The 22,173-nt window shown below is 32.8% G+C and carries 16 protein-coding genes; 5 read left to right on the top strand and 11 right to left on the bottom strand.

What is annotated here, in order from left to right:
- The first annotated feature begins 23 nt into the window (after positions 1–23).
- From FN795_RS16780 to FN795_RS16770, 3 genes are all read left to right on the top strand, one after another.
- Positions 24–1,559: a serine hydrolase gene (locus tag FN795_RS16780; protein WP_142451712.1), complete on the top strand. Its 1,536-nt coding sequence runs from the start codon at positions 24–26 to the stop codon at positions 1,557–1,559.
- Between the two features lie 144 nt (positions 1,560–1,703).
- Complete coding sequence (locus tag FN795_RS16775) at positions 1,704–3,152, top strand: serine hydrolase domain-containing protein (protein WP_142451711.1); 1,449 nt, start codon at positions 1,704–1,706, stop codon at positions 3,150–3,152.
- A gap of 146 nt (positions 3,153–3,298) precedes the next feature.
- Positions 3,299–3,748, top strand: coding sequence for a hypothetical protein (locus FN795_RS16770; RefSeq protein ID WP_142451710.1), 450 nt, complete (start codon positions 3,299–3,301; stop codon positions 3,746–3,748).
- 80 nt (positions 3,749–3,828) lie between these two features.
- Here FN795_RS16770 and FN795_RS16765 read toward each other — a convergent pair whose 3' ends face one another.
- Together FN795_RS16765 and FN795_RS16760 are read right to left on the bottom strand one after the other, a co-directional pair.
- Positions 3,829–4,812 carry an RDD family protein gene (locus FN795_RS16765; protein WP_142451709.1) on the bottom strand — a complete coding sequence of 328 codons (984 nt, stop codon included), beginning with the start codon at positions 4,810–4,812 and terminating at the stop codon, positions 3,829–3,831.
- Between the two features lie 40 nt (positions 4,813–4,852).
- Entirely contained in the window at positions 4,853–7,240 is a 2,388-nt protein-coding gene (locus FN795_RS16760; RefSeq protein ID WP_142451708.1) for a penicillin acylase family protein, read from the bottom strand.
- Positions 7,241–7,354: 114 nt separating this feature from the next.
- On the opposite strand from FN795_RS16760, the gene FN795_RS16755 reads away from it, so the two are divergent.
- Together FN795_RS16755 and FN795_RS16750 are read left to right on the top strand one after the other, a co-directional pair.
- Positions 7,355–8,911: a hypothetical protein gene (locus tag FN795_RS16755; RefSeq protein WP_142451707.1), complete on the top strand. Its 1,557-nt coding sequence runs from the start codon at positions 7,355–7,357 to the stop codon at positions 8,909–8,911.
- A 168-nt stretch (positions 8,912–9,079) separates the two neighbouring features.
- Complete coding sequence (locus FN795_RS16750; RefSeq protein WP_142451706.1) at positions 9,080–10,885, top strand: hypothetical protein; 1,806 nt, start codon at positions 9,080–9,082, stop codon at positions 10,883–10,885.
- A gap of 58 nt (positions 10,886–10,943) precedes the next feature.
- Here FN795_RS16750 and FN795_RS16745 read toward each other — a convergent pair whose 3' ends face one another.
- The 9 genes from FN795_RS16745 to rsgA all read right to left on the bottom strand — a co-directional run bounded on the left by FN795_RS16745 (position 10,944) and on the right by rsgA (position 22,109).
- Entirely contained in the window at positions 10,944–11,369 is a 426-nt protein-coding gene (locus FN795_RS16745) for a YMGG-like glycine zipper-containing protein (RefSeq protein WP_035653411.1), read from the bottom strand.
- A gap of 250 nt (positions 11,370–11,619) precedes the next feature.
- A complete protein-coding gene (gene kynU / locus FN795_RS16740) occupies positions 11,620–12,894 on the bottom strand; it encodes a kynureninase (protein WP_142451705.1) in 1,275 nt (424 codons plus the stop codon).
- Positions 12,895–13,220: 326 nt separating this feature from the next.
- The gene (gene queA, locus FN795_RS16735) at positions 13,221–14,270 is read right to left on the bottom strand and encodes a tRNA preQ1(34) S-adenosylmethionine ribosyltransferase-isomerase QueA (RefSeq protein ID WP_026728430.1); all 1,050 of its coding nucleotides are present in this window, start codon (positions 14,268–14,270) and stop codon (positions 13,221–13,223) included.
- A gap of 334 nt (positions 14,271–14,604) precedes the next feature.
- Complete coding sequence (locus FN795_RS16730) at positions 14,605–15,834, bottom strand: 3-phosphoshikimate 1-carboxyvinyltransferase (RefSeq protein WP_142451704.1); 1,230 nt, start codon at positions 15,832–15,834, stop codon at positions 14,605–14,607.
- 98 nt (positions 15,835–15,932) lie between these two features.
- The gene (locus tag FN795_RS16725; protein ID WP_012022600.1) at positions 15,933–16,259 is read right to left on the bottom strand and encodes a nucleotide pyrophosphohydrolase; all 327 of its coding nucleotides are present in this window, start codon (positions 16,257–16,259) and stop codon (positions 15,933–15,935) included.
- A gap of 247 nt (positions 16,260–16,506) precedes the next feature.
- A complete protein-coding gene (locus FN795_RS16720) occupies positions 16,507–18,534 on the bottom strand; it encodes a DUF3857 domain-containing protein (RefSeq protein ID WP_142451703.1) in 2,028 nt (675 codons plus the stop codon).
- A gap of 36 nt (positions 18,535–18,570) precedes the next feature.
- Positions 18,571–20,478: a DUF3857 domain-containing protein gene (locus tag FN795_RS16715; RefSeq protein ID WP_142451702.1), complete on the bottom strand. Its 1,908-nt coding sequence runs from the start codon at positions 20,476–20,478 to the stop codon at positions 18,571–18,573.
- A gap of 63 nt (positions 20,479–20,541) precedes the next feature.
- A complete protein-coding gene (gene dtd / locus FN795_RS16710; protein WP_142451701.1) occupies positions 20,542–20,994 on the bottom strand; it encodes a D-aminoacyl-tRNA deacylase in 453 nt (150 codons plus the stop codon).
- Between the two features lie 137 nt (positions 20,995–21,131).
- Entirely contained in the window at positions 21,132–22,109 is a 978-nt protein-coding gene (rsgA, locus tag FN795_RS16705) for a ribosome small subunit-dependent GTPase A (protein WP_035653394.1), read from the bottom strand.
- Between the last annotated feature and the right edge of the window lie 64 nt (positions 22,110–22,173).

The following is a 22,173-nucleotide window of genomic DNA, read 5'->3' as shown; positions in this document are numbered from 1 at the left end:
TTAATCATCAATCAATTATCAAAATGAAAACCATCAATTTTATTACTTTCCAATTAAAAATCATTTTACTCGGAATTGCATTATTCTGTTCTCAAACCATATTTTCGCAAGAAGAAAAAAACTCAGAACTGTACAAAACTATTATGTCACGTGACAGCCTTCTTTTTAATGTTGGTTTTAACACTTGTGATATTAGCCAATTTGAAAATTTATACAGCGATCAATTCGAATTTTATCACGATAAAGACGGAACTTCAAACAAAACAGAATTTTTACAAAGCTTCAAAAATGGTTTATGTGGTTCACCGGCAACCTATAAATGCAGACGTGAATTAGTTGATGGAAGTACCAAAATTTTTCCGATGTATAAAAAAGGTGTTTTATACGCTGCTATTCAAACTGGAATTCATCAATTTTATGAAAATGTAGCAGCTAAAAATGAACCTTTAAAACCTGAAAACGAAAAATTAGTTGGTAAAGCAAGATTTACGCATGTTTGGGTTTTAGAAAATAATGTTTGGAGATTAAAAAGATCTTTGAGCTACGATCACAATGCTGTAAATGAAGCTGAAAAAACAACTCTTTTTGACAATGAACAGGAAACAGAGAAATGGCTGAAAGAGAATAATATCCCAACTTTAGGCCTCGGAATTATTTCGGAAGGAAAACTGAAGCAAATCAAAGTTTATGGCGAACTTAAAAAAGGTATTACTGCACCTTATAACACAATTTGGAATGTAGCTTCGCTAACAAAACCAGTTACAGCAATTGTAGCATTAAAATTAGTAAGCCAAGGAAAATGGGATTTAGACGAACCTTTATATAAATACTGGACGGATCCAGACATTGCAAACGATCCGAATCATAAATTACTAACTACGCGAATTGTTTTAAGTCATCAAACTGGTTTTCCAAACTGGCGTTATATGAATAAATCCGGAAAATTGGATTTTAAATTCAAACCTGGAACTCAATATCAATATTCTGGCGAGGGAATGGAATATTTGAGAAAAGCTTTAGAGAAAAAATTCCACAAAACCCTTAATCAGTTGGCTTCAGAATTAATTTTTGAACCACTGAAAATGAACGACACACAATATATCTGGAACGATAAAGTAGATATTTCAAGATATGCTATCAATTATGACAAAAACGGAAATGCATACGAACCTGTAAAAAACAAAACCGCAAATGCTGCCGACGATTTATTGACCACAATTCAGGATTATGGAACTTTTTTATGCAGTGTAATGAATGGCGATGGTTTGAGCAAAAAAGTTTATGAGGAAATGAATAGACATCAGGTAAAACAAACAAAGGCTGACAAATATTTTGGATTGGGTTTTGAAATTTACGATTTAGGAAATGAAAATTACGCGTTATCGCATGGTGGCGCTGATCAAGGCGTACAAACGCTGTTTTTTCTTTTTCCAAAAACAAAACAAGGCTTGATTATTTTTACCAACGTCGATGATGGATATAAAGTTTACACGAAGCTTATGGAACATTTTTTAGGAGAAAATGGAAAAAAATTGATTGAAATTGAAACCAAACGATAATTCAGTCGTCTAACAATTAGAACACGATAATTTATTTCGGTATTTTTACTACAAAATACTGAATATGTAATTGTTATGACGTTTCAATCATCAATCAAAAAACAAATTATTTCATTAATCCTAAAACCATAATCATCAATCATTATGAAAAAGTCAATCAAACCAATTGCCCTCTGTGCAATATTATTTCTTTTTACCATTACAACTTTCGCTCAGGAAAAAGCCAAACAAATTGAACAGCTTTTGAGCAAATACAACGAATATGGGCAATTTAACGGATCGGCTTTAGTGGCTGAAAACGGAAAAGTAATTTTCAAAAAAGGTTTTGGCTCGGCTAATTTTGAATGGAATATTCCCAATCAACCTGACACTAAATTTAGATTAGGATCTATTACAAAACAATTCACAGCGCTTTTAATTGTGAAATTGGCCGAAGAAGGAAAAATAAAATTAGATGTTCCAATTACGACTTATTTACCAGATTATCCAAAAGAAACTGGAGATAAAATAACGATTCATAATCTCTTGACGCATACATCTGGAATTCCTAATTACACAAGTGTACCAAACTTTATGCGAGAGAAAGCCCGAAATTCGTATACACCTGAAGCATTTGTAAAAACATTTTCAAGTCTTCCACTGGAATTTACGCCAGGTGAAAAATTCAATTATAGTAATTCGGGTTATTTTTTACTGGGATATATTATCGAAAAAATCACAGGAAAAACATACGAGCAATATTTACAAGAAGTTATACTGACGCCTCTAAAAATGACTAATACTGGTTTTGATCACAGCGAAATCATCATAAAAAACAGAGCGGCAGGTTATGAAAAAGAGGGAAAAAATATAACTAACGCTTCTTTTATCGATATGAGTATTCCCTATGCGGCGGGATCTTTGTATTCGACAGTTGAAGATTTATATCTTTGGGATCAGGCACTTTATACAAATAAATTGCTTTCAGAAAAATCAATGGAATTGCTATTCAAACCTTATATTAAAGCTTGGGATGGTTCATACGGATATGGTTGGGGCGTTGAAGAAGTTACAGTTGGTGATAAAAAACTAAAAATTATAGAACACGGCGGCGGAATTAATGGATTTAATACTATCATTTCAAGAATTCCTTCTGATAAGATTTTAGTTGTTTTATTAAATAATACAGGCGGAACTGTTTTGGGCGAAATGAATAATTCAATCAGAGCTATTTTATACAAACAGCCTTATAATCAGGCAAAAAAATCATTGGCACTTGATTTATTAGATGCCTATTCACAAAAAGGCGTTACAGCAGGAAATGAAACTTATAAAAAGTTAAAAAATGATCCGACATACGCCATTAAAGAAGGCGACATGAACCGAGTTGGATATCAATTATTACAAACAGGCAAAAAGAAAGAAGCGATTGAAGTTTTCAAAATTAATGTAGAAGCTTTTCCAAAATCAGGAAATACTTATGACAGTCTGGGTGAAGCTTATTTAGCCGATGGCGATAAACAGTTGGCAATTGAAAATTATACAAAATCGGTTCAACTTGATCCTGGTAATGAAGGTGGTAAAAAAGTTTTAGCTGAACTTTCGAAAAAATAAACGAAATCATAAATTCAAAAAACTCCGACAAGGCAGCTTCAAACTGCTTTATCGGAGTTTTTTTGTTATAACTTATAACATTCCTATTCGATGATTTATCATAAAAAATACTATTTTAGCTCTTCCCAAAAACAGCTAAATAACCTATGAAAAATCTAAAAAAGTATAGTCTTTTGACTGCCTTGTTTTGTTTGTTTATTTCCTCAAAATGCTTGTCGCAAAACAATCCGCCACCTCCGGCAATGCCAACACAGCAAAACAAAATCATCGTCGATAAAATTGTCGAAGCGGTACATTATAAAACTTATGTAATTGATTTTTGTCTGACTAAAATTAATGAGGCCTCCGCCAAAGAAGGCTGGAACGAACAAAAATCGATGGAAATTACGCAAAGCATCAATTATAAAAATTTCAGGGACGCCATTTATAATTCTTTTGCCTTTTATGATGAAGTAGAATTAGAAACTCTTCTAAAAGCGTACGAAAAAGATACTGCCTACCAAACCAAAAATGTAATGCTTGCTAACAAAGCGCTTGCAAATAATCTGAACATTTTTGCAAATGATATTGTTTTAGGGAAGTATATTTCTAAATAAGGTCCAAAAGCACAAAGTTGAAAAGGTTCAAAGGTTTTTCTTTTAAAACCTTTGAACCTTTTTATTTTAAGCTGAAAAGTTTAAATATTGGTTGTATGCAAATAACCTTCTATTGCTTTTACCAAAAATAAAAGAATGCCAAAAATTGGGATAATCAAGAAATAATAGGCTCCACTAATTTCACTTTTCTTTTCTTTAAATACTTCGGTATTTGACAAATTATCATGCCAGCTGGCATTAAACAAAAAAGATACTCCGTCAAAAGGAATATTTCTACATAAAGTTCTTAAAAGCACATTAGAATTAGCAGGAACTAAACCTTCACTGTTGACCAATCTGCTTTGTGTTAAAAATTTTCCGGGTGTTGCGCTAAAAAGCTTTTCAAATATATAATAGTAAACAAAGCTGAATACTGGAAAAACAATTAGTAAAAAAAATCGATCAGCATGATCTCCTCTCACTATTCCGAAATAAGAATTGACAAATTCAAAAGATAAAATTCCCATGAAAAGTTGGTATCCAATCAGCAAGAAAATTAAATTATCAATTATGAAATGAAGCAAGCGTTCCCAATTTCCTGTCTTAAAATAATAAACTTCTGTTGATTCCGTATAATCAACCGTTTCAAAATCTAATGATTGTTGCTCACTCATGAATTTTATGCTTTTATATAAAACATAAAGTACAAAAAAAGTTATTACATAAGAGATGGCAATGCCTGCATAACTCTTTACTTCAATTCCCTCGAATCTATTTAAAATAAAAATAAACTGAACAACAACACCAAAACAAAGCTGTACAAATAATGTAGCGAAACTAAAGCGCAAAAGACGTGTTTCTTTACCTTTTGAAAAATAATAAGCAATCACACCAACAAACAATAGAAAATTGAAAAATAATCGCAAGGTTCTAGCTTCAATCCAGCCTACATCAATCCATCCTGCAATACTATAATTGAAAAAACTTAAAACATAATACAAGTTCGAATTATAATCATTATAAAAAGCAGTGAAAAAACTAATAACGGAAAGGAACAAAGCAAAAGCAATAATTTTTTTATACATAGAGATGGGGTTTTATTTCAATTAATAATTTTTAAGTTGTCTATATCTTTGGTTTCAAAACCAATTTCGTTGAAGTTTTCACAATCTCATCTTTATTCAATTTCATTTTTCTGAATTTGCCTTCATTGTACATTTTTGCCTGATCGTGATAATGTTTACTGAATGGATTTCCGGATTGTCCGGTTGGTAAAATGCTCCAGCTGTTTTCAATATCAGAGAAATCGACAATTCTTCTGGTTGAAGGTCCGCCTTTTACGTAATATTTACCTTCTTCGTTAAAACCAAAGAACAAATTATTAATCACTTCATTTGATCCTGGCGATGCAAAAGGTCCAACATTAAATAATTTTCGCAATGCTGCTACTTTTCCTAACGGATGTTCATGCTCAACGGTGTGAACTTTGCCCCAATTCCAATCTGAAATCGTAGTTCCTAATTGTTTTTGAAGTGCTGTAACCGCCTCATGAAATGATTTTGAAACAATATCTTTTCTCGTTTCTTTTACATTTTTGGTTTTGATATTATCCCACCAAACTGAATTTTCATTTGCAACTTGTCTGGCAATAACTTGTTTACCAATATGCGTTCCTAAAAACAAATCGAAATTGTCTTTTCCCATTTCATCTTCAAAAGTATTTTTCATGTACAAATAAATCCATTTGTTGTAAATCGTTGGCGCAACATCTTGTAGATTTGTTGTTCCTTTCCATGATTTTAAAACATCTATAACTTGTTTTTCTTCTGATGAAAGCGCTTTATTATCTAAATTTGAAATCAAACTTTGAGCAGTTCCCGGAGCAATCGGAGAAGTATTATCATAAATCATTTTACTGATTGCTTCTTTATCCCAATCTGATTTGGCATCCATTAAACCTGAAATTCTTTTCGCACGATCTTCCGGCAAATAATAACCCGGATACAAATAACCATCTATAGCTTCAGGCTGATTATTCGCCGAATAAACATAACCCCATTTCGGGTTTTCAGAAGATGGATTTTTTGAGAAATCCAGATATTCTTTAATATCATCTTTTCCGCTTGCGCCATCAAGAATCAAAAAAGTATTCACGCCTTTGTCGTGTTTATACAATTTTCCTGTTGCCCACCAAGCCACATTTCCTTTAGCATCGCCATACATCACATTCAATCCCGGCGCTGCAACTAATTGAACGGCTTTTCTAAAATCATCTTTGCTTTTTGCATGCGAAAGTCCGTAAACCGCATCTAAAATCTGAATAGGTTCTCGCGTATAAGTCCATGACATTGCAATAGGATTTTTTTTATCCAAACGCTCTAAAACATCATTCATAATTGGTCCATGTCGGCTAGATTTTATAGTCATGACAACATCAGAAGTATCTTTGACTTTGATTGTTTTTTTTCTGATTTCATAAGTTGCAAAACCCGTCGGAGTTTGGTATTGATTATTGTCTCCCGATTTATTTTTCTCCTGATAAAAATCAATATCATCATTTTCAAACATTGTCAAACCGTAAGCATAATCGCGATTGTGCGCCAGCAACGGAAACGGAGTTCCTGCTAAATAACAACCGTACAATTCATGTTCAGACGTAATCAAATGTGCCTCGTACCAAGTGGCAGGCTGTGAGAATCCAATATGTGGATCATTGGCAAAAATCACTTTTCCGCTTTTGGTTTTATGAGGTCCGGCTACCCAACTGTTGCTTCCAATAAATGGTGGAATTGGTGATTTGTCCAACAAAGCCGCAACCGATTTTGAAATTTCTGTATACTCCTCAATATTCTCTTTTGAGCTTTTTAACTGAGTCGTATTGAATTCACCTTCAATTCCTAAATCTTTCAAATATTCGACACCATATTTATTGCGAATTTCAGTCAATAACGGATCTGTTTTTTGAGCCATTGCAAAACTGAAAGACATATATCCGAAGATATTATAAACATCTTTTATAGTAAATTTTTCTTTTTTCACACCAACCAAAGTAAATTCTACTGGCGTAACACCTTCATCTAAATATTGATTAATTCCATCCAAATAAGCCATCGTCAACTGATACGCCTGACTATTTTTATCTAATTTGGAAATGGCTTTCGCCGAAGCTTCTTCAATACCAATTCCGGAGAAAAACTTATCATTTTTCAGCGCTACAGATCCGAAAATTTCAGATAAACGTCCCGGAGCGATTCTTCGGAGCAATTCCATTTGCCATAATCTTTCCTGCGCGTGAACATATCCAAGCGCTGTCATCGCATCTTTTTCAGAATCGGCATAAATATGAGGAACTCCAAATTCATCAAAATAAACAGTCGTTTCTTTTTCAAGATTTTTCAATTCCAGCTCTCCTTCATACTTGGGTTTTAAATGAAAAATATAAGCGCATAAACCTATTCCTAAAACAACAATCAGGACAAATAAAACCAGCAGGAATTTCTTAAGTTTTTTCATATTCAAAAAAAGTGTTGCGATGTGATAATTAGTTAAAATGTAACGTAAAAACAAAATCATGTAAACGACTTTATTTTCTAAAGTCTAAATTTATATTTAAAATCAATACAATAAATGTCAATCTATAAAAAAATAGCAATCGGAGTAATTTCTCTGTTTATTATTGTGATTCTCGCCAATGTTGGTTTGAATTACTGGATCAAAAAACAGCTTCCGATTATCATTCATGAGAAAAACAAAACGGCATACAATATCAATTATGAAAAAATTGAAGTATCGCTTTTTTCTCGAAATATCTATGCTCAGACATTATTGGTAAGTCCGAAAAACGAGCCGAAAGACAGTAAAAACGGTCTTTTTTCTAAAATTGAATCGATTACTATAAAACATTTCAATATTTGGGATTTGGCTTTTCACGATATTATTCAGGCCGAAAGTATAATCATCAATAAACCTCGCGTGATTTTATACAAAAAAGGCGAAAAACTTTTGAATAACAGCAAAAGCATTGAAACTGAAATTGTGGCTCCTTTCCGAAAAATAGTTGCGGTTTCGAATATTTATCTGAATGAGGGAACAATTGATGTTGTTTCGCTCGATACTGAAAAACCAATTTTCAGCGTTAAAAAAATCATTTTAAAATTGGAAGGAATTTTAATCACCGATACGACTTTAAAAGAAAAAATTCCGCTTCAATATCAAAAATATGCTTTAATTATTGATAGTTTATTTTACAGACCTAATGCTTTTTATCATATAACTATTGGAAAAATAAGCACGGAGAAAAACTTTCTGAAAATCAATAATTTTACCAATCTTCCTCAGTTTGACCGACCTAATTTTGTGAAACGATTGGAAAAAGAAAAGGATATTTATACCTTAAAATTCGATTCGGCTCAAATTGCGAAAATGGATTGGGGATTTAAAAATGACCAATTTTATTTTAAAGCAAATTCCCTTGTAATACATCATTTTGACGCCAATATTTACAGAAGTAAAATACCAAAAGACGATTTAAGCAAAAAATATCTTTACAATCATTTATTGCGAAATATTAAATTCCCGCTTCAAATTGACACTCTTCAGGTTTTGAAATCGAAACTGGTTTATGAAGAAGAAATTGATTTTTCAAAAGGCCCCGGAATTTTGACATTTGACCAATTCAATTTACAGGCAACAAATTTGAAAAGCGGTTTTGGATTAAAAAAAACGGATGATGTAAAAATCAAAGTGAAATGTATTTTCATGAAAAAATCTCCATTAGATGTAGATTGGAATTTTAATGTTTTAGACAAAACCGATGGATTTCACATTCAGGGCATCATCTCAAATTTTGACGTTGTTGCAATGACAAGATTTACCAAACCTTATATGAACACCACTTTTACCGGAACTTTCAATAAATACCGATTTAATTTTTACGGAAATGATAATGTTTCAAAAGGAAATGCTTCTTTAGATTATGACGATCTTAAAGTGAAACTTTACAAAAAGAAAAATCCAGAAAAAGAAGCCAAACTCAAAACGGCCGTCGCAAATTTATTGGTAAAAAACGATTCAAAAGACAAAGCCAAAACCGCCGATGTCGAAGTGGAAAGAATTCAGGAAAAATCATTCTATAACTTTTTGTGGCGAAGTATTGCAGAATCATTGAAGAAGATTTTGATATAAAAATCACAAAGATTTTCCTCAATCTTGTCATTCCGAGGAACGAGAAATGACAAGATTGAGGAGAATTTCTGGCGGAAAAACTTCCTCAACATTTTCAAAACCTGACAATTATCAGGTTTTAGGAAAATCCTTTTTTCAATATTTGTCTTTATTTTAATCTGCAATCTAATGACAAAAACACCTTTACATACTTTCCATATTCCGGTAATGGGACTTGCTTATACAATCGACAGTCCCATTCGCGTTGCACAATATGGAATTTCATCTGTGATCGCGCTCGCCGACCATGATTTGATTGAAAAGATGCGTAATTTTTATAGCGTAAAATTCAATCTTCCGTATGAAGAAATCACGCAAAAATTTCATGATTACCGCGCTGAAAGAATTACTTCTTACTTAAATTTAGTCGATAAAATTGTAAAAGAGAAATTCGAAAATTTCAAAACTGAATTAACTGAAAGCAAAACAGCTTTGGAAAACTTCATGTCAATGTTACCCAATACTTCTGACATAAAAAAAGGTTTCCAAAATTTATTAGACGACGGAATAGCTTTTAAAGAAAACATTCAGCATTATATTGAATCACATCTTTTTCCCGGAGAAATCGATGTCAATATTATGACAAAACTGGATAAAGATAATTTTATCAAAAATGAACAGCTTCCAATTGAGTTTAATGACGCTCATGCCGCTTTGCGAGGTTTTGCGAACAGTAATTTAGAATCGTCTGTGGTACTTTCAGCCGGAATGAATCCGAGATTGTTTGGTTATTTTGAAAACTTCAAAGATTTTTTCCCGAATGAAAATAATGAACTGAGAAAGAAAATCATTTTAAAAGTGAGTGATTTTAGATCGGCTATGATCCAGGGAAATTTCCTTGCGAAAAAAGGACTTTGGGTTTCCGAATACCGAATTGAGTCAGGATTAAACTGCGGTGGTCATGCCTTTGCAACCGACGGACTCTTATTGGGCACTATTTTAGAAGAATTCAAGCAAAAAAAAGAACAACTGACACAATCTGCCCACGATTTAATGATTAAAGCTTTACAGCTAAAAAATCAGCTTTTTCCTGAAAATCCTTTACCATTAAAAATTACGGTACAAGGCGGTGTTGGAACTTCTGAAGAACATGAATTTTTATTAAACGAATATAATGTAGATGCTGTTGGATGGGGTTCTCCGTTTTTATTGGTTCCCGAAGCCACTTCTGTAGATAAGGAAACTCGTAATTTATTGATGAATGCAAAGGAAGATGATTTTTATCTAAGTAATATTTCACCTTTGGGAGTTCCGTTTAATACTTTGAAAGGAACAACAAATGAATTTTTAAAACAAAAACGTATTCAGGAAAATAAAGCCGGAAGCTCGTGTCCGAAGAAATTTTTAGCATTAAGCAAAGAATATGATCCACATGGAATTTGTACGGCATCAAAAAAATATCAAGATATAAAACTGGAAGAACTCGAAATCAAAAAAGATTCTTTATCAGCCGAAAATTTTGAAAAAAGCAAAATCAAAATCACCGAAAAATCATGTTTGTGTGTTGGTTTGGCAAATGCATCTTATCTTGAAAATGATATTAAAATAAAAGGGCAATCGCAAGGTGTTGTCATTTGTCCCGGACCAAATTTGGCTTATTTTGATCAGGAAGTTTCATTGAAAGAAATGCTTCAGCATATTTATCAGGGGAAATCAGTTTTGAGAACAGATCGTCCTCATTTATTTGTGAAAGAATTAAAAATGTATGTTGATTATTTTAGAAACGAAATCGAATCTGTTTCTGAAGTTACTTCAAATCAACTGAAAAAATGGAATTCTTTCAAAGCCAATATTTTGGAAGGAATTGAATATTATCAAAATCTATTTTCATCAACTTTTTACTTCAAAAACGATGAAGAAAAAATCAAGAATCAATTCAATTTTTATAAATCAGAATTAAATGCCATTCAGATTCCAGCATTGGAATTAGCATAAAACAAAACGCCGATTCATAAATTTGAATCGGCGTTTTTTTATTTATAATATTTTAGATCTATTCTTTTTTCTTTTTGTTGCTGTCAATAATTGCACCTGTACCGGCACCAACTCCAGCTCCAGCCAAACCTCCTATAATGGCACCTTCACCTTTTTTCTTACTGACAATTGCTCCTGTAGCTGCACCTACTCCGGCACCAATTACTGCTCCTTTAGCAGTTGAGCTCCAGCCTTTCTTTTTTGCTGGCGCGGCAGTTGCTGTTCCGTCATTTTCGTGAACCACAACAACTTTTTGTGCTTCTGCTTTTTGTTTCTCTTCTACCTTTGCCATTTCAGTCTTCATCGAATCGATAACACGCTGTTTGTTAATCTCAACTTTCATTGAATCAATACTGGCTTGTTTGGCTTTATTTAAATCTTCCTTGCTTTGATTTTGGCAAGAAGTTAAAAGTATCGCTGCTAATAAAATATATAAGCCTTTCATGATTGTAGTTTTTAAAATTATACACTACAAAATACGGAATATCTGCTATAATGTTTATTACAGAATTTTTCGGAAAGTTTATAAGATTAGAAGATTTTTAGTTTTTCTCTCATTTATGTCATTTCGAGGAACGAGAAATCGCACTCGATATTCTACAAAGATCGAGACATACTTTGCGGAGTTTCTAGTGCGATTTCTCGTTCCTCGAAATGACAAACAGTACGCTTACTATTTTTTTTTAAATGAAACCTTATTTCCCTAAAATTCCTTTTTTCAGAATTTGTCCAAAGTCATACATGTCTTCGTATGAAGAATACAAAGGAACTGGTGCAAGACGAATAACGTTTGGCTCACGCCAATCTGTAATCACACCATTTTTCATTAAATAATCGAATAAGCTTCGTCCTTGCCCGTGAAGGAAAACTGATAATTGCGAAGCTCTTTCTTCTGGGTTTGTTGGTGTAATAATTTCAAAAGTACTTTCTACTTCTTTATCAATTTCATGAAGAATAAATTCTAAATAAGAAGTAATATGATCGCGTTTTGCAATTAAAGCATCCATTCCAACCTCAGCAAACATTTCTACTGATGCCAAATAAGGCGCTAAAGACAAAACTGGTAAATTACTAATCTGCCATCCATCAGCTCCATGAACTGGGTCAAAGTTTGGTTCCATTTTGAAACGGCGTTCTTTGTTATGTCCCCACCATCCAGCAAATCTTGGTAAATCTGAATTATGATGTTTTTCATGAACAAAACAGCCAGAAGCATTTCCTGGTCCTGAATTCATATATTTATAACTGCACCAAGCCGCAAAATCTACGTTCCAATCGTGAAGTTCTAATTTGATATTTCCAGCAGCGTGTGCTAAATCCCAACCTACTTTTGCTCCAGCTTTTTGTCCGGCTGCTGTAATGGTTTTTATGTCGAAAACTTGTCCGGTATAATAATTTACTCCGCCAATTAAAACCAAAGCCAATTCATCACCAACTTCTTCGATTTTTGCTAAAACATCTTCAAGACGAATATTGTGTTCTCCTTCTCTGCGTTTAATTTCTACAATCGCATCTTCTGGTTTGTATCCATGAAAATTCACCTGACTCTGAAACATATATTGATCTGACGGAAAAGCTTTTTCTTCGCAGATAATTTTATAACGTTTGCCTTTTGGCTGATAAAAAGAAACCATCAATAAGTGAAGATTTACAGTCAAAGTATTCATAACCGTAACTTCTGATGGAAGCGCACCCACAATTTTACTCAACGGCTCTGCAAACCTTTCCTGATAATCCCACCAAGGTTTCTCCGCATAAAAATGACCTTCAACAGCCAATTCTGCCCAATCATTCATTATTTCATCAATGTAAGCTTTGGTACGTTTTGGTTGTAATCCTAAAGAGTTTCCAGTAAAATAGATAACTCGTTTATCATTTACTTTAGGAAAAATAAATTGTTCCTGATAGTGGTTTAATGCGTCTTTCGAATCTAGCCCTCGTGCAAATTCGCGTGTATTTTGAAAAGTCATTTTGTTTTGTTTTGGTTGCTAAAATAACAAATTTTGTTCATTTTGTTTCAGGTTTCAAGTTTCAAGTTGATATGCTTTGTGTGATTTAACCGCAAAGTTCGCAAGGATTTTTATCAGGATTAACGTTTACAAACGCTAAGTTCGCAAAGCTTTGCGTTCTTTTTCATTTAGCAAACACAAACTGAGCAAAAATTCTTGCGAACTTTGCGGTTAAATTTCATAACGAACGTCAAACTTGAAACCTGAAACTTGAAACCAATAAAAAACAGAAAACCCGACAGATTCTAAAAAAACTGTCGGGTTCTTATTTTAAAGATAAATTCTAATTAAAGAATTAACATCGCATCTCCGTAAGAATAGAATTTATATCCTTCTTTGATTGCTTCGTCGTATGCTTTTTTCATTAAATCATGTCCACAGAAAGCAGAAATCATCATTAACAATGTTGATTTTGGTGTGTGGAAGTTTGTGATCATACAGTTTGCAATACTAAAATCGTGAGGAGGGAAAATAAATTTATTTGTCCATCCTTCGTAAGGATTCAAAGTATTTGCAGAAGAAACAGAACTTTCAATTGCACGCATAGAAGTTGTTCCAACAGCACAAATACGTTTTTTCTTTGCTTTTCCTTCGTTCACAATATCACAAGCTTGTTGCGTGATAATTAATTCCTCAGAATCCATTTTGTGTTTAGACAAATCTTCAACCTCAACTGGATTGAAAGTTCCTAAACCAACGTGTAAAGTTACCTCAGCAAAATTTACTCCTTTGATTTCTAATTTTTTCAAAAGGTGTTTTGAAAAGTGCAAACCAGCAGTTGGCGCCGCAACAGCTCCTTCTTCTTTTGCGTAGATTGTTTGGTATCTTTCAGCATCTTCAGCAGTAACTTCTCTGTTGATGTATTTAGGAATTGGAGTTTCTCCAAGTTCTGTTAATTTATTTCTGAATTCTTCGTAAGAACCATCATATAAGAAACGTAAAGTTCTACCACGAGAAGTTGTATTGTCAATTACCTCAGCAACTAATGAATCATCGTCACCAAAATAAAGTTTATTACCAATACGGATTTTTCTAGCCGGATCAACTAAAACGTCCCAAAGACGTTGCTCAGAATTTAATTCTCTTAATAAGAAAACCTCAATTCTCGCTCCCGTTTTTTCTTTATTTCCATACAAACGCGCAGGGAAAACTTTTGTATTGTTAAGAATTAAAACGTCTCCGTCATCAAAATAGTTGATAACGTCTTTAAACATTTTATGCTCGATAGTGTTTTTTTTACGGTCAATTACCATTAAACGAGATTCATCTCTGTTTTCTGCTGGAAATTCAGCCAAAAGTTCTTTCGGTAAATTGAAATTGAAGTGTGATAATTTCATATTTGAAGTTAGATTTTAAAATATCAATCTTAGATTTTTTTATCTAAAATTTTAAATCGCTTGCAAATATACGATTGTGAAATAGGCGTTGTCAAGTGTTTTGGCTTTTATTTTCAAAAGTCCTTGATTTACTGATGTTTCAGATTGACTTAAAAAGATATTCTTTAAGTCAAATTTAACTTTTTTGAATCATAAAGCTTTTTTATTAAACCATATAAGTTATATAGATTCAAATTAATCGAAATCTTTTGTTTGAAAACCGCTAAAATCTACACATAAAAAAAACCTCTGGTTGAAACCAGAGGCTATATTTTTGTCAACGAATATTTTTTAATTATAATTCTGAGACTTGAAAATTTAATGCTTTTAAATCGTCCCAGAAATCTGGATATGATTTTGAAACTACTCCGGCATCTTCAATGATAATTGGTACTTTTATTGCCAATGGTGCAAAAGCCATTGCCATTCTGTGATCATTATAAGTCCCGATTTTTACATCGTGATTTATATTATCTGATTTTACCAAAGTCAAGCTTTCATTTGTAACCGAAATATTCGCTCCTAATTTTGTCAACTCGATTCTTAAAGCTTCAAGTCGGTCTGTTTCTTTAATTTTTAAAGTATGAAGTCCAGTTAAATGGCATCCAATACCTAAACCTAAACAAGTTACTACGATTGTCTGTGCAATATCTGGAGTATTGTTCAATTCAAAATTTACATCTTGATAATTAAAACCTGAAACTTTTTCCAAAGTCATTTTATTGTTTTGGAAAGTCGTTTTTACACCCATCTTTTCATACAGAGAAACTAATTCTGAATCTCCCTGAAGGCTGTTTTCTTTGTAACTGCTCAAAGTTATTTTAGCAGATTCAGATAAAGCAACCAAACTGAAGAAATAAGAAGCTGAACTCCAATCCGATTCTACGACCATTTCTTTTGATTCAACAGCTTCTTTAGGGAAAACTTTAATTACGTTTCCTTCAAAACTAGTTTTAATATCTAAATCCGTCAGCAAAGCCAAAGTCATTTTGATATACGGAATCGAAGTAATTTCTCCTTCTAAAGTCAACTCTAAACCATTTTCTAATTTTGAAGCTACCAATAAAAGTGCTGAGATATATTGACTACTTACATTTGCTGCCAAAGTAACTTTTGAAGCCGTAACTTTTTTTCCTTTGATTCTAATTGGCGGATAGCCTTCTTCTTTTTCATATGAGATTTCAACTCCCAATTGTCTTAAAGTATCAACCAAAATTTTGATTGGGCGTTCCTGCATTCTGCTAGAACCTGTCATTACCACTTCTCTGCCTTCGTTTACAGCAAAATAAGCTGTCAAAAAACGCATTGCAGTTCCGGCGTGATGAATATCAACGATTTCATCATTTCCAATTAACGCTTTTTGCATTACTTCGCTGTCGTCTGAGTTTGAAGTATTGGCTAAAATGATATTTGGAAATAAAGCTTTTAGTAACAATAAACGGTTCGTTTCGCTTTTAGAACCTGTGATATTTAGTTTCGAATCATCAATTGTGAATGGTGAATTCGTGCTTAATTTTAAATTCATGATATTAGTTATGAGTTGCGAATTATGAGAAACATAATTCGAGTGCGCAATTTACCACTCCTCGTTCGTAAATCAAAATTCACGCTGAAATTTCACAATTATTTCAATTTATCATTGTTTTTGTGACGATCTTTATCTCTAACCGATTTTAAATCCATTTTTTTGTCAAAAGCAGCCTGCAAATCGATTCCGGTTTGGTTTGCCAAACATAAAACCACAAAAACAACATCGGCTAATTCTTCACCTAAATCTTTGTTTTTATCACTTTCCTTTTCAGATTGTTCTCCATAACGACGCGCGATAATTCGGGCAACTTCACCTACTTCTTCTGTAAGTTGCGCCATATTTGTCAATTCGTTAAAATATCGAACTCCGTGTTCTTTTATCCAAGTATCAACATCAAGTTGAGCATTTTTCAAATCCATTGCTATATTTTTTTAAAGACAATTTTTTCATTTTGGCTGGCGATCACTTGCTGGAAAAGATTTTTTAATCCAATATAATCGCCAGCTACAAAAATACTATTGTTAATTTCTTTTATACAGCTAATCTGAATTTTATTTTCAAGATTTGAAAGATTTAAAGTCTAAATGATTTCTTTGTTTTGTGATTTTACTTTTGTTGCAAAAAAATATGCAAAATTGCAATCGCTAAACTTTTAACCTTCATTTTTTATATACGTTTTAAAACAATTTTTTCTGTCTCTTTCGCAATCATTGTTTTATAATATTCTTTCAGCATTTCGTATTTTTCTGCAGAAAAAATAGCTTCATTAATTTGATTTGAGATAATTACCTGCAAACTATTTCCGCTCGCTGCAACATTAAATTTAAAACTTCCTGCATTATCTTCCATATTTATAGTCGCAGGAGCTGGCAATGTTTCAACGGCAAAACCATCAGGAATCTGAATTGTGATATTGAATTTATCCATTTGCGGAAATCCAAAATCAACCGGATATTCTCTCACTTCCTGTTTAAACGGATTTTTATCATTTGTAAAAAACAGCATTGGACTAATATAAATTTTACCACCAATAATTTCGCATAAATCATTTCCGGTAAAGGCATATGTTTCTATGGCAGGCAACAAAATATCTTTTTCGTTAGTTCGGCTGTAATCACTAATCTCAATTTTTCCGCTTTTATTTTCTAATTTCTCAAGATAATCTTCTTCTTTAACACCATCAATTTTTTCTCTTGTAATCATTGCCATGTGATCTGTGTATTGTCTTTTGGTTTTCCCAGAAATTTTTCCATCAGCATCAATACTATAAATCATAAAAACAAAATCATTTGATGCTTTTTTAGGTGTCAGCTCAATTTCTTCAGAAGTACCGTCTTTACGGATCAATCTTCCTGTCCAGTTAATGGTTCTAAAAGGAAGAATATTTGGTGTTGAAAATTTATTGGAAGCATCTAACAATAAATTTCCTTGCGGCGTTTCGACAGCGGCAACTACATAATCGAAAGCAGTTCTGTTAGGAAATAAAGCAATTCCGTTTTCACGTGTACTTAGCAAAACCGGATTTGCAGTCAGACCTGCATAGCGAAGCATTGAAGTAAGCATTAAATTGATGTCACCAATATTTCCTGTTTTTTCTTTATATGCTTTTTTAACGCCATTGTCACAATCATAACCCGTGTAACCGTTCCATTTCACATTAGATTTTACGTGATTCAAAATCACCCAGATTTTTTCTTCAGGTGTATTTTTTCCGGCAAGAAGCGCTTTTAAATCATCTTCATAATAACCCGTTTTATTTAATTCAGGACCAAAAGTTTCATAATCATAAATTGTTTTCACTACCGATTCCCAATCTGTTGAATACATTTTCAGCTGTGAATTCGGATATTTTATCATCGCTAATTCATGTTGAACGCTGGAAACATAATTGTCCATATTGTTTACAAAAGATTCCTCTTTTATAGCTGGAAAATTTTGTGCTATGTATGTTGTTCTTGTTTCTATATATTCGTATTTGTCTGTTGAAAAATCGGTTCTGACTGGACCGCCAAATCCGCCAACATTTGATCGTTCTTTAGTTGTAATTATAATGGAACGTGGTCCTTTTTCAACCGACATTTTAGGAAAAACATAGCCTTTTTGTCTTGGATTAAACACATAATATTCTGGAATATTAGTACCAAATTCAGAATAATTTACCGGAATAGCTTCCTGGAAATTCCATTCTCTTATTATTCTGTCGCTCGGACTTTTGATCGTATATTTAAATTCAATTACAGAACCTTCTTTTACATTAGGCATTGTAATTTTTTTCTGCGCTTTGAACTTGTTTAGCACTTCATCAAAAATCCCTTCAGGTTTTAATTTTGTTTTTTCGACTTTACCGTTCACTAAATTATAAGTATAGGCATCTGAAAAAGTAACTTTTTCAACAAAGTTAGCTTGCTTATAATACCAAACTGCCTGATTCGCCCATTCATAACCTTCTTTTTTATAAACTTTTATTCGAACCTCAACATCGGCCATTGTAGCAAAACCTCCTTCACTTACATCGTACTCAATTCTGGTTCTTCCTCTTTTATATAAAATAGCGGCCGGCGCTGCTGAATCTTTGGGATGCACTTTTTGCTCTAATTCGGCAACAGATACTTTTCCTAATTTAAATTCTTGTGCTGTAGTTTTTGAAACGATTAACAGCACAATTGAAATACTGAAGATCTTGATTAATTTCATGTGGTATTTTTTGATTAGTTGGTTTTGGTTAGTTTATTAGCTTTTAATCAATATAATTTTTGCATTATCATTTTTTGAAATCTGTTCCATAAACAAACGAAATTCATCATATTCCTTATTTGAATATTTTCCTTTATTCAAAAACATGCTTCGTTTGTAAACAAGCTTATTATTCTCTTTTTTGATGATTTCGGTTTTGTATTCGCCGAATTTCCCTTTGAGTTCATAATTTCCAGGAAGAAATTCGATTGTAAAACCGGCAGGAAGATTCACTTCAATTTCATCAGAATCTAAAAAACCACGCTGAATTTGGAACGGATTTTTTCTGTTTCTAATTCGTTTTATATTTCCTGTATTTTGATTGAAAGCATCAATGGCAAAAATCATTTTGTTTGCTGAAATTGAAGCGTAATTTATAGCGCTGAATTGTACATCTTCAGTAAAACGAACATTTTCCTTATCGTTTGAAAATGTTATTTTTCCTAATTTCAGATTATTGATATTATCCCAATATTCCTTATAATGAGCTTCTTTTTCTGTTGGCTGATAGGTTTCGATTCTATATTTCTCATTATATTTCGAGCCTTCAGAAGTTATCGAAATAGAACCTGAAAAGTTTCCGTTTTCATCAATTGTATAAATTCCTTTGTCTTTTTGGATATTTCCTTTGTCTTCGTAAATCTTTGTGCGAACAATTTCACCTCCTTCTGGCTTAACAATCAAAACATCACGATCATCTGTAAAAGTTCCCTGATAACCGAAAGGATCGTCTTGACTTGTACATTCCAAAAAAGTATAATTGTCTCCATTTGGAATTGCCAATATCATATGATTTCCCTGCATTGAAACAAAATCAGACTGAATATTAGATTTATATGAATCTCCATATAAAATGGTATTGTAAGAAGGAACATCAACTGCTTGTAAAAGTGCTTTGGTATAATTTGACAATGCTTTACAGTCGCCATATCCCAGACGGTCAACATCGCTGGCCAGCATTGGTTTCCATCCGCCAATTCCAATAGCAATATTTACATATCTTGATTTTTTTTGGACATAATCGTAAATGATTTTTGCTTTCTTGATCGGGTCTTTTTCATTGCCTACAAGCGCCTTCATTTTTGACTTGGTTTCTTCCGACAAAGTCGTTGTTCCGGTTAAAATTTTATCTCCGTACCATTTCCCAAATGCTTCCCAGGTTGTTGCCGTTCCATCAACACCTTCTAAATGAAACTTTTCTAAACCCATTATAATTTTTGGAAACAAATCAGATGGAGACGGACTTAAATCTTCTCCTTTTTGAGCCAAAATATTCGATGCTACATAACTTAGTTTTGTAGCGGTTTCTTCTGTCTTTTTGATGTTAAATCCAGTAAACTGAAATTCCTTTTTCTTGAAACCTAAATCACTCGGAAAAGTAACATTCAAAATACATTTCTCAATGCTTGCATTATAGCCTCCTACAAAATACCAACGCGGAATAAAGGCAGTATTTGAAGTCTCTGTCTCACATGTATAAGCAATTGTAAAAGGATATGAAATTGGTGTATAATTTAAATAAACTACCCGACTATCTGAAAAAAGCGTACTACCGCTTACTGCACTTTGGTCTCTAAAATCTTTACGCTTGATTTTTTTGATTTCATTGCCCGCTACATCATAAACAATTGCCTCAATGCTGTTTATTGAAGTCGTTTTATCGTAGTGCTCATAAGCATCGATATCACCGAGTCCTTTTTCATTTAAAACGGTTACAATTCTTTGTTTTTTGATAATCATGCTTCGTTGCGAAGCAATAGTAATATCCATTTGATCTAACCGAACAACTGCATTTGCATTTTGTTTTAAACTATCTGGAATAGAAGTAACGTTATAATTAACCTTTTGAGAATAAGAATTAAGGGCAATTAGAAATAAAAATAACGCAAAAAAAGGGTTTTTCATTAGTAAGGAATTTCCCCAAATATATATTTTTTTTAGAAATCCTTAACATTTGTTTATATTTTTTTACTCTCGATTTTTGCTGTCCATAACGATTGTGACGGGGCCATCATTTAAGAGGCTGACTTTCATATCGGCACCAAAAATTCCGGTTTGGATTTTTTTACTGAATTCTTTTTCCAAAGTTTTTACGAAGGTTTCATACATCGGAATTGCAAAATCTGGTTTTGCTGCTTTTATATAAGAAGGGCGATTTCCTTTTTTTGTAGAAGCATGAAGTGTAAACTGACTAACTACAATTATCTCACCGTCGATATCCTGAACTGAACAATTCATAACATCGTTTTCGTCTCCAAAAATTCTCATTTTAATGATTTTGCCGGCAAGCCAGTCAATATCTTCCTGAGTATCGGCATCTTCTATTCCAACTAAGATTAGTAAACCTTTTTTTATATCTGCTGTTTTTACATTATCAACAGTTACAGATGCCTCAGAAACTCTTTGAAGTACAATTTTCATTATTATTTTGATCTAATGTAGCAAAAGTTTTTAGCCACAGATTACACGGATTTAACAGATTTTAAAATCCAATTTTAGATCCACTCTATTACGCTTTGCAAATAGAATGTTCTACTATTTAATTGGAATTTTATTTTTTATTTCCTCGTTTCATCGCTCGCAGCGCGATCTTCTCCATACGTGTCAGTGCGATAATGTTCTTCGTCGCCCTCTAAAATTTTAAGATAACTATTGTAACGCGACCAGGCGATTTCATCTTTTTCTAAAGCGGCTTTTATAGCACAATGCGGTTCTTCTTTGTGTAAACAATTGTTAAACTTGCATTGATCTTTTAATTTGAAGAATTCCGGAAAATAACCGCTGATTTCTGTGGGTTCCATATCTACGATTCCGAAACCTTTAATTCCTGGAGTATCAATAATTCGGGCATTAAAAGACAAATCGTACATTTCTGCAAAAGTTGTAGTGTGCTGACCTTGTTTGCTTTGCTCTGAAATTACAGTCGTTTTTAAATGAAGACTTGGTTCCATCGCATTTACCAAAGTTGATTTTCCAACTCCGGAATGTCCTGAAAACATACTTACTTTTCCGACCATCATTTCTTTCAGCTTGTCAACACCTTTATTTTCGGTAGATGAAATTCGCAGACATTTATATCCAATTTCCTGATAAATGTGCTGTAAATAAAGCTGATCATCTAAAGTCTGATCATTTAAAGTATCAATTTTATTAAAAATCAAAATGGCTTCAATTCCGTATGCTTCGGCAGTTACCAAAAAACGGTCAATAAAACTGGTTGTTGTAGGTGGATTATCGATTGTGACCAATAAAAAAACCTGATCAATATTAGAAGCAATAATATGAATCTGTTTCGACAAATTAACCGATTTACGAACGATATAGTTTTTCCTTTCATGAATATTATGAATCGTTCCGGTAACGGCATCTGAAGTTTCCTCCAATTCATAATCAACAATATCACCTACAGCAATAGGATTGGTACTTTTTATACCTTTAATTCTAAATTTCCCTTTCATACGGCATTCGATAAAATCTCCATTTTCAGATTTTACGGTATACCAGCTTCCTGTAGATTTATAAACGGTTCCTGTCATTCTTTAATTTTAGATATCCGATTTTAGATTTTAAAATATTTTAAAACCTAAAAAATAAAAGGCA

Source organism: Flavobacterium resistens, assembly GCF_900182645.1.
Classification (GTDB): Bacteria; Bacteroidota; Bacteroidia; order Flavobacteriales; family Flavobacteriaceae; genus Flavobacterium; species Flavobacterium resistens.
The sequence above is the reverse complement of the archived record's forward strand: the minus strand, read 5'-3'. Positions and strand labels throughout refer to the sequence as shown.

Coding starts and splice junctions, on each gene's coding strand:
- FN795_RS16755 (WP_142451707.1), top strand. CDS start 7,355: ATGTCAATCTATAAAAAAATAGCAATCGGAGTAATTTCTCTGTTTATT.
- kynU (WP_142451705.1), bottom strand. CDS start 12,894: ATGACTTTTCAAAATACACGCGAATTTGCACGAGGGCTAGATTCGAAA.
- queA (WP_026728430.1), bottom strand. CDS start 14,270: ATGAAATTATCACACTTCAATTTCAATTTACCGAAAGAACTTTTGGCT.
- FN795_RS16730 (WP_142451704.1), bottom strand. CDS start 15,834: ATGAATTTAAAATTAAGCACGAATTCACCATTCACAATTGATGATTCG.
- FN795_RS16765 (WP_142451709.1), bottom strand. CDS start 4,812: ATGTATAAAAAAATTATTGCTTTTGCTTTGTTCCTTTCCGTTATTAGT.
- FN795_RS16715 (WP_142451702.1), bottom strand. CDS start 20,478: ATGAAAAACCCTTTTTTTGCGTTATTTTTATTTCTAATTGCCCTTAAT.
- FN795_RS16775 (WP_142451711.1), top strand. CDS start 1,704: ATGAAAAAGTCAATCAAACCAATTGCCCTCTGTGCAATATTATTTCTT.
- FN795_RS16745 (WP_035653411.1), bottom strand. CDS start 11,369: ATGAAAGGCTTATATATTTTATTAGCAGCGATACTTTTAACTTCTTGC.
- dtd (WP_142451701.1), bottom strand. CDS start 20,994: ATGAAAATTGTACTTCAAAGAGTTTCTGAGGCATCTGTAACTGTTGAT.
- rsgA (WP_035653394.1), bottom strand. CDS start 22,109: ATGACAGGAACCGTTTATAAATCTACAGGAAGCTGGTATACCGTAAAA.
- FN795_RS16725 (WP_012022600.1), bottom strand. CDS start 16,259: ATGGATTTGAAAAATGCTCAACTTGATGTTGATACTTGGATAAAAGAA.
- FN795_RS16770 (WP_142451710.1), top strand. CDS start 3,299: ATGAAAAATCTAAAAAAGTATAGTCTTTTGACTGCCTTGTTTTGTTTG.
- FN795_RS16760 (WP_142451708.1), bottom strand. CDS start 7,240: ATGAAAAAACTTAAGAAATTCCTGCTGGTTTTATTTGTCCTGATTGTT.
- FN795_RS16750 (WP_142451706.1), top strand. CDS start 9,080: ATGACAAAAACACCTTTACATACTTTCCATATTCCGGTAATGGGACTT.
- FN795_RS16780 (WP_142451712.1), top strand. CDS start 24: ATGAAAACCATCAATTTTATTACTTTCCAATTAAAAATCATTTTACTC.
- FN795_RS16720 (WP_142451703.1), bottom strand. CDS start 18,534: ATGAAATTAATCAAGATCTTCAGTATTTCAATTGTGCTGTTAATCGTT.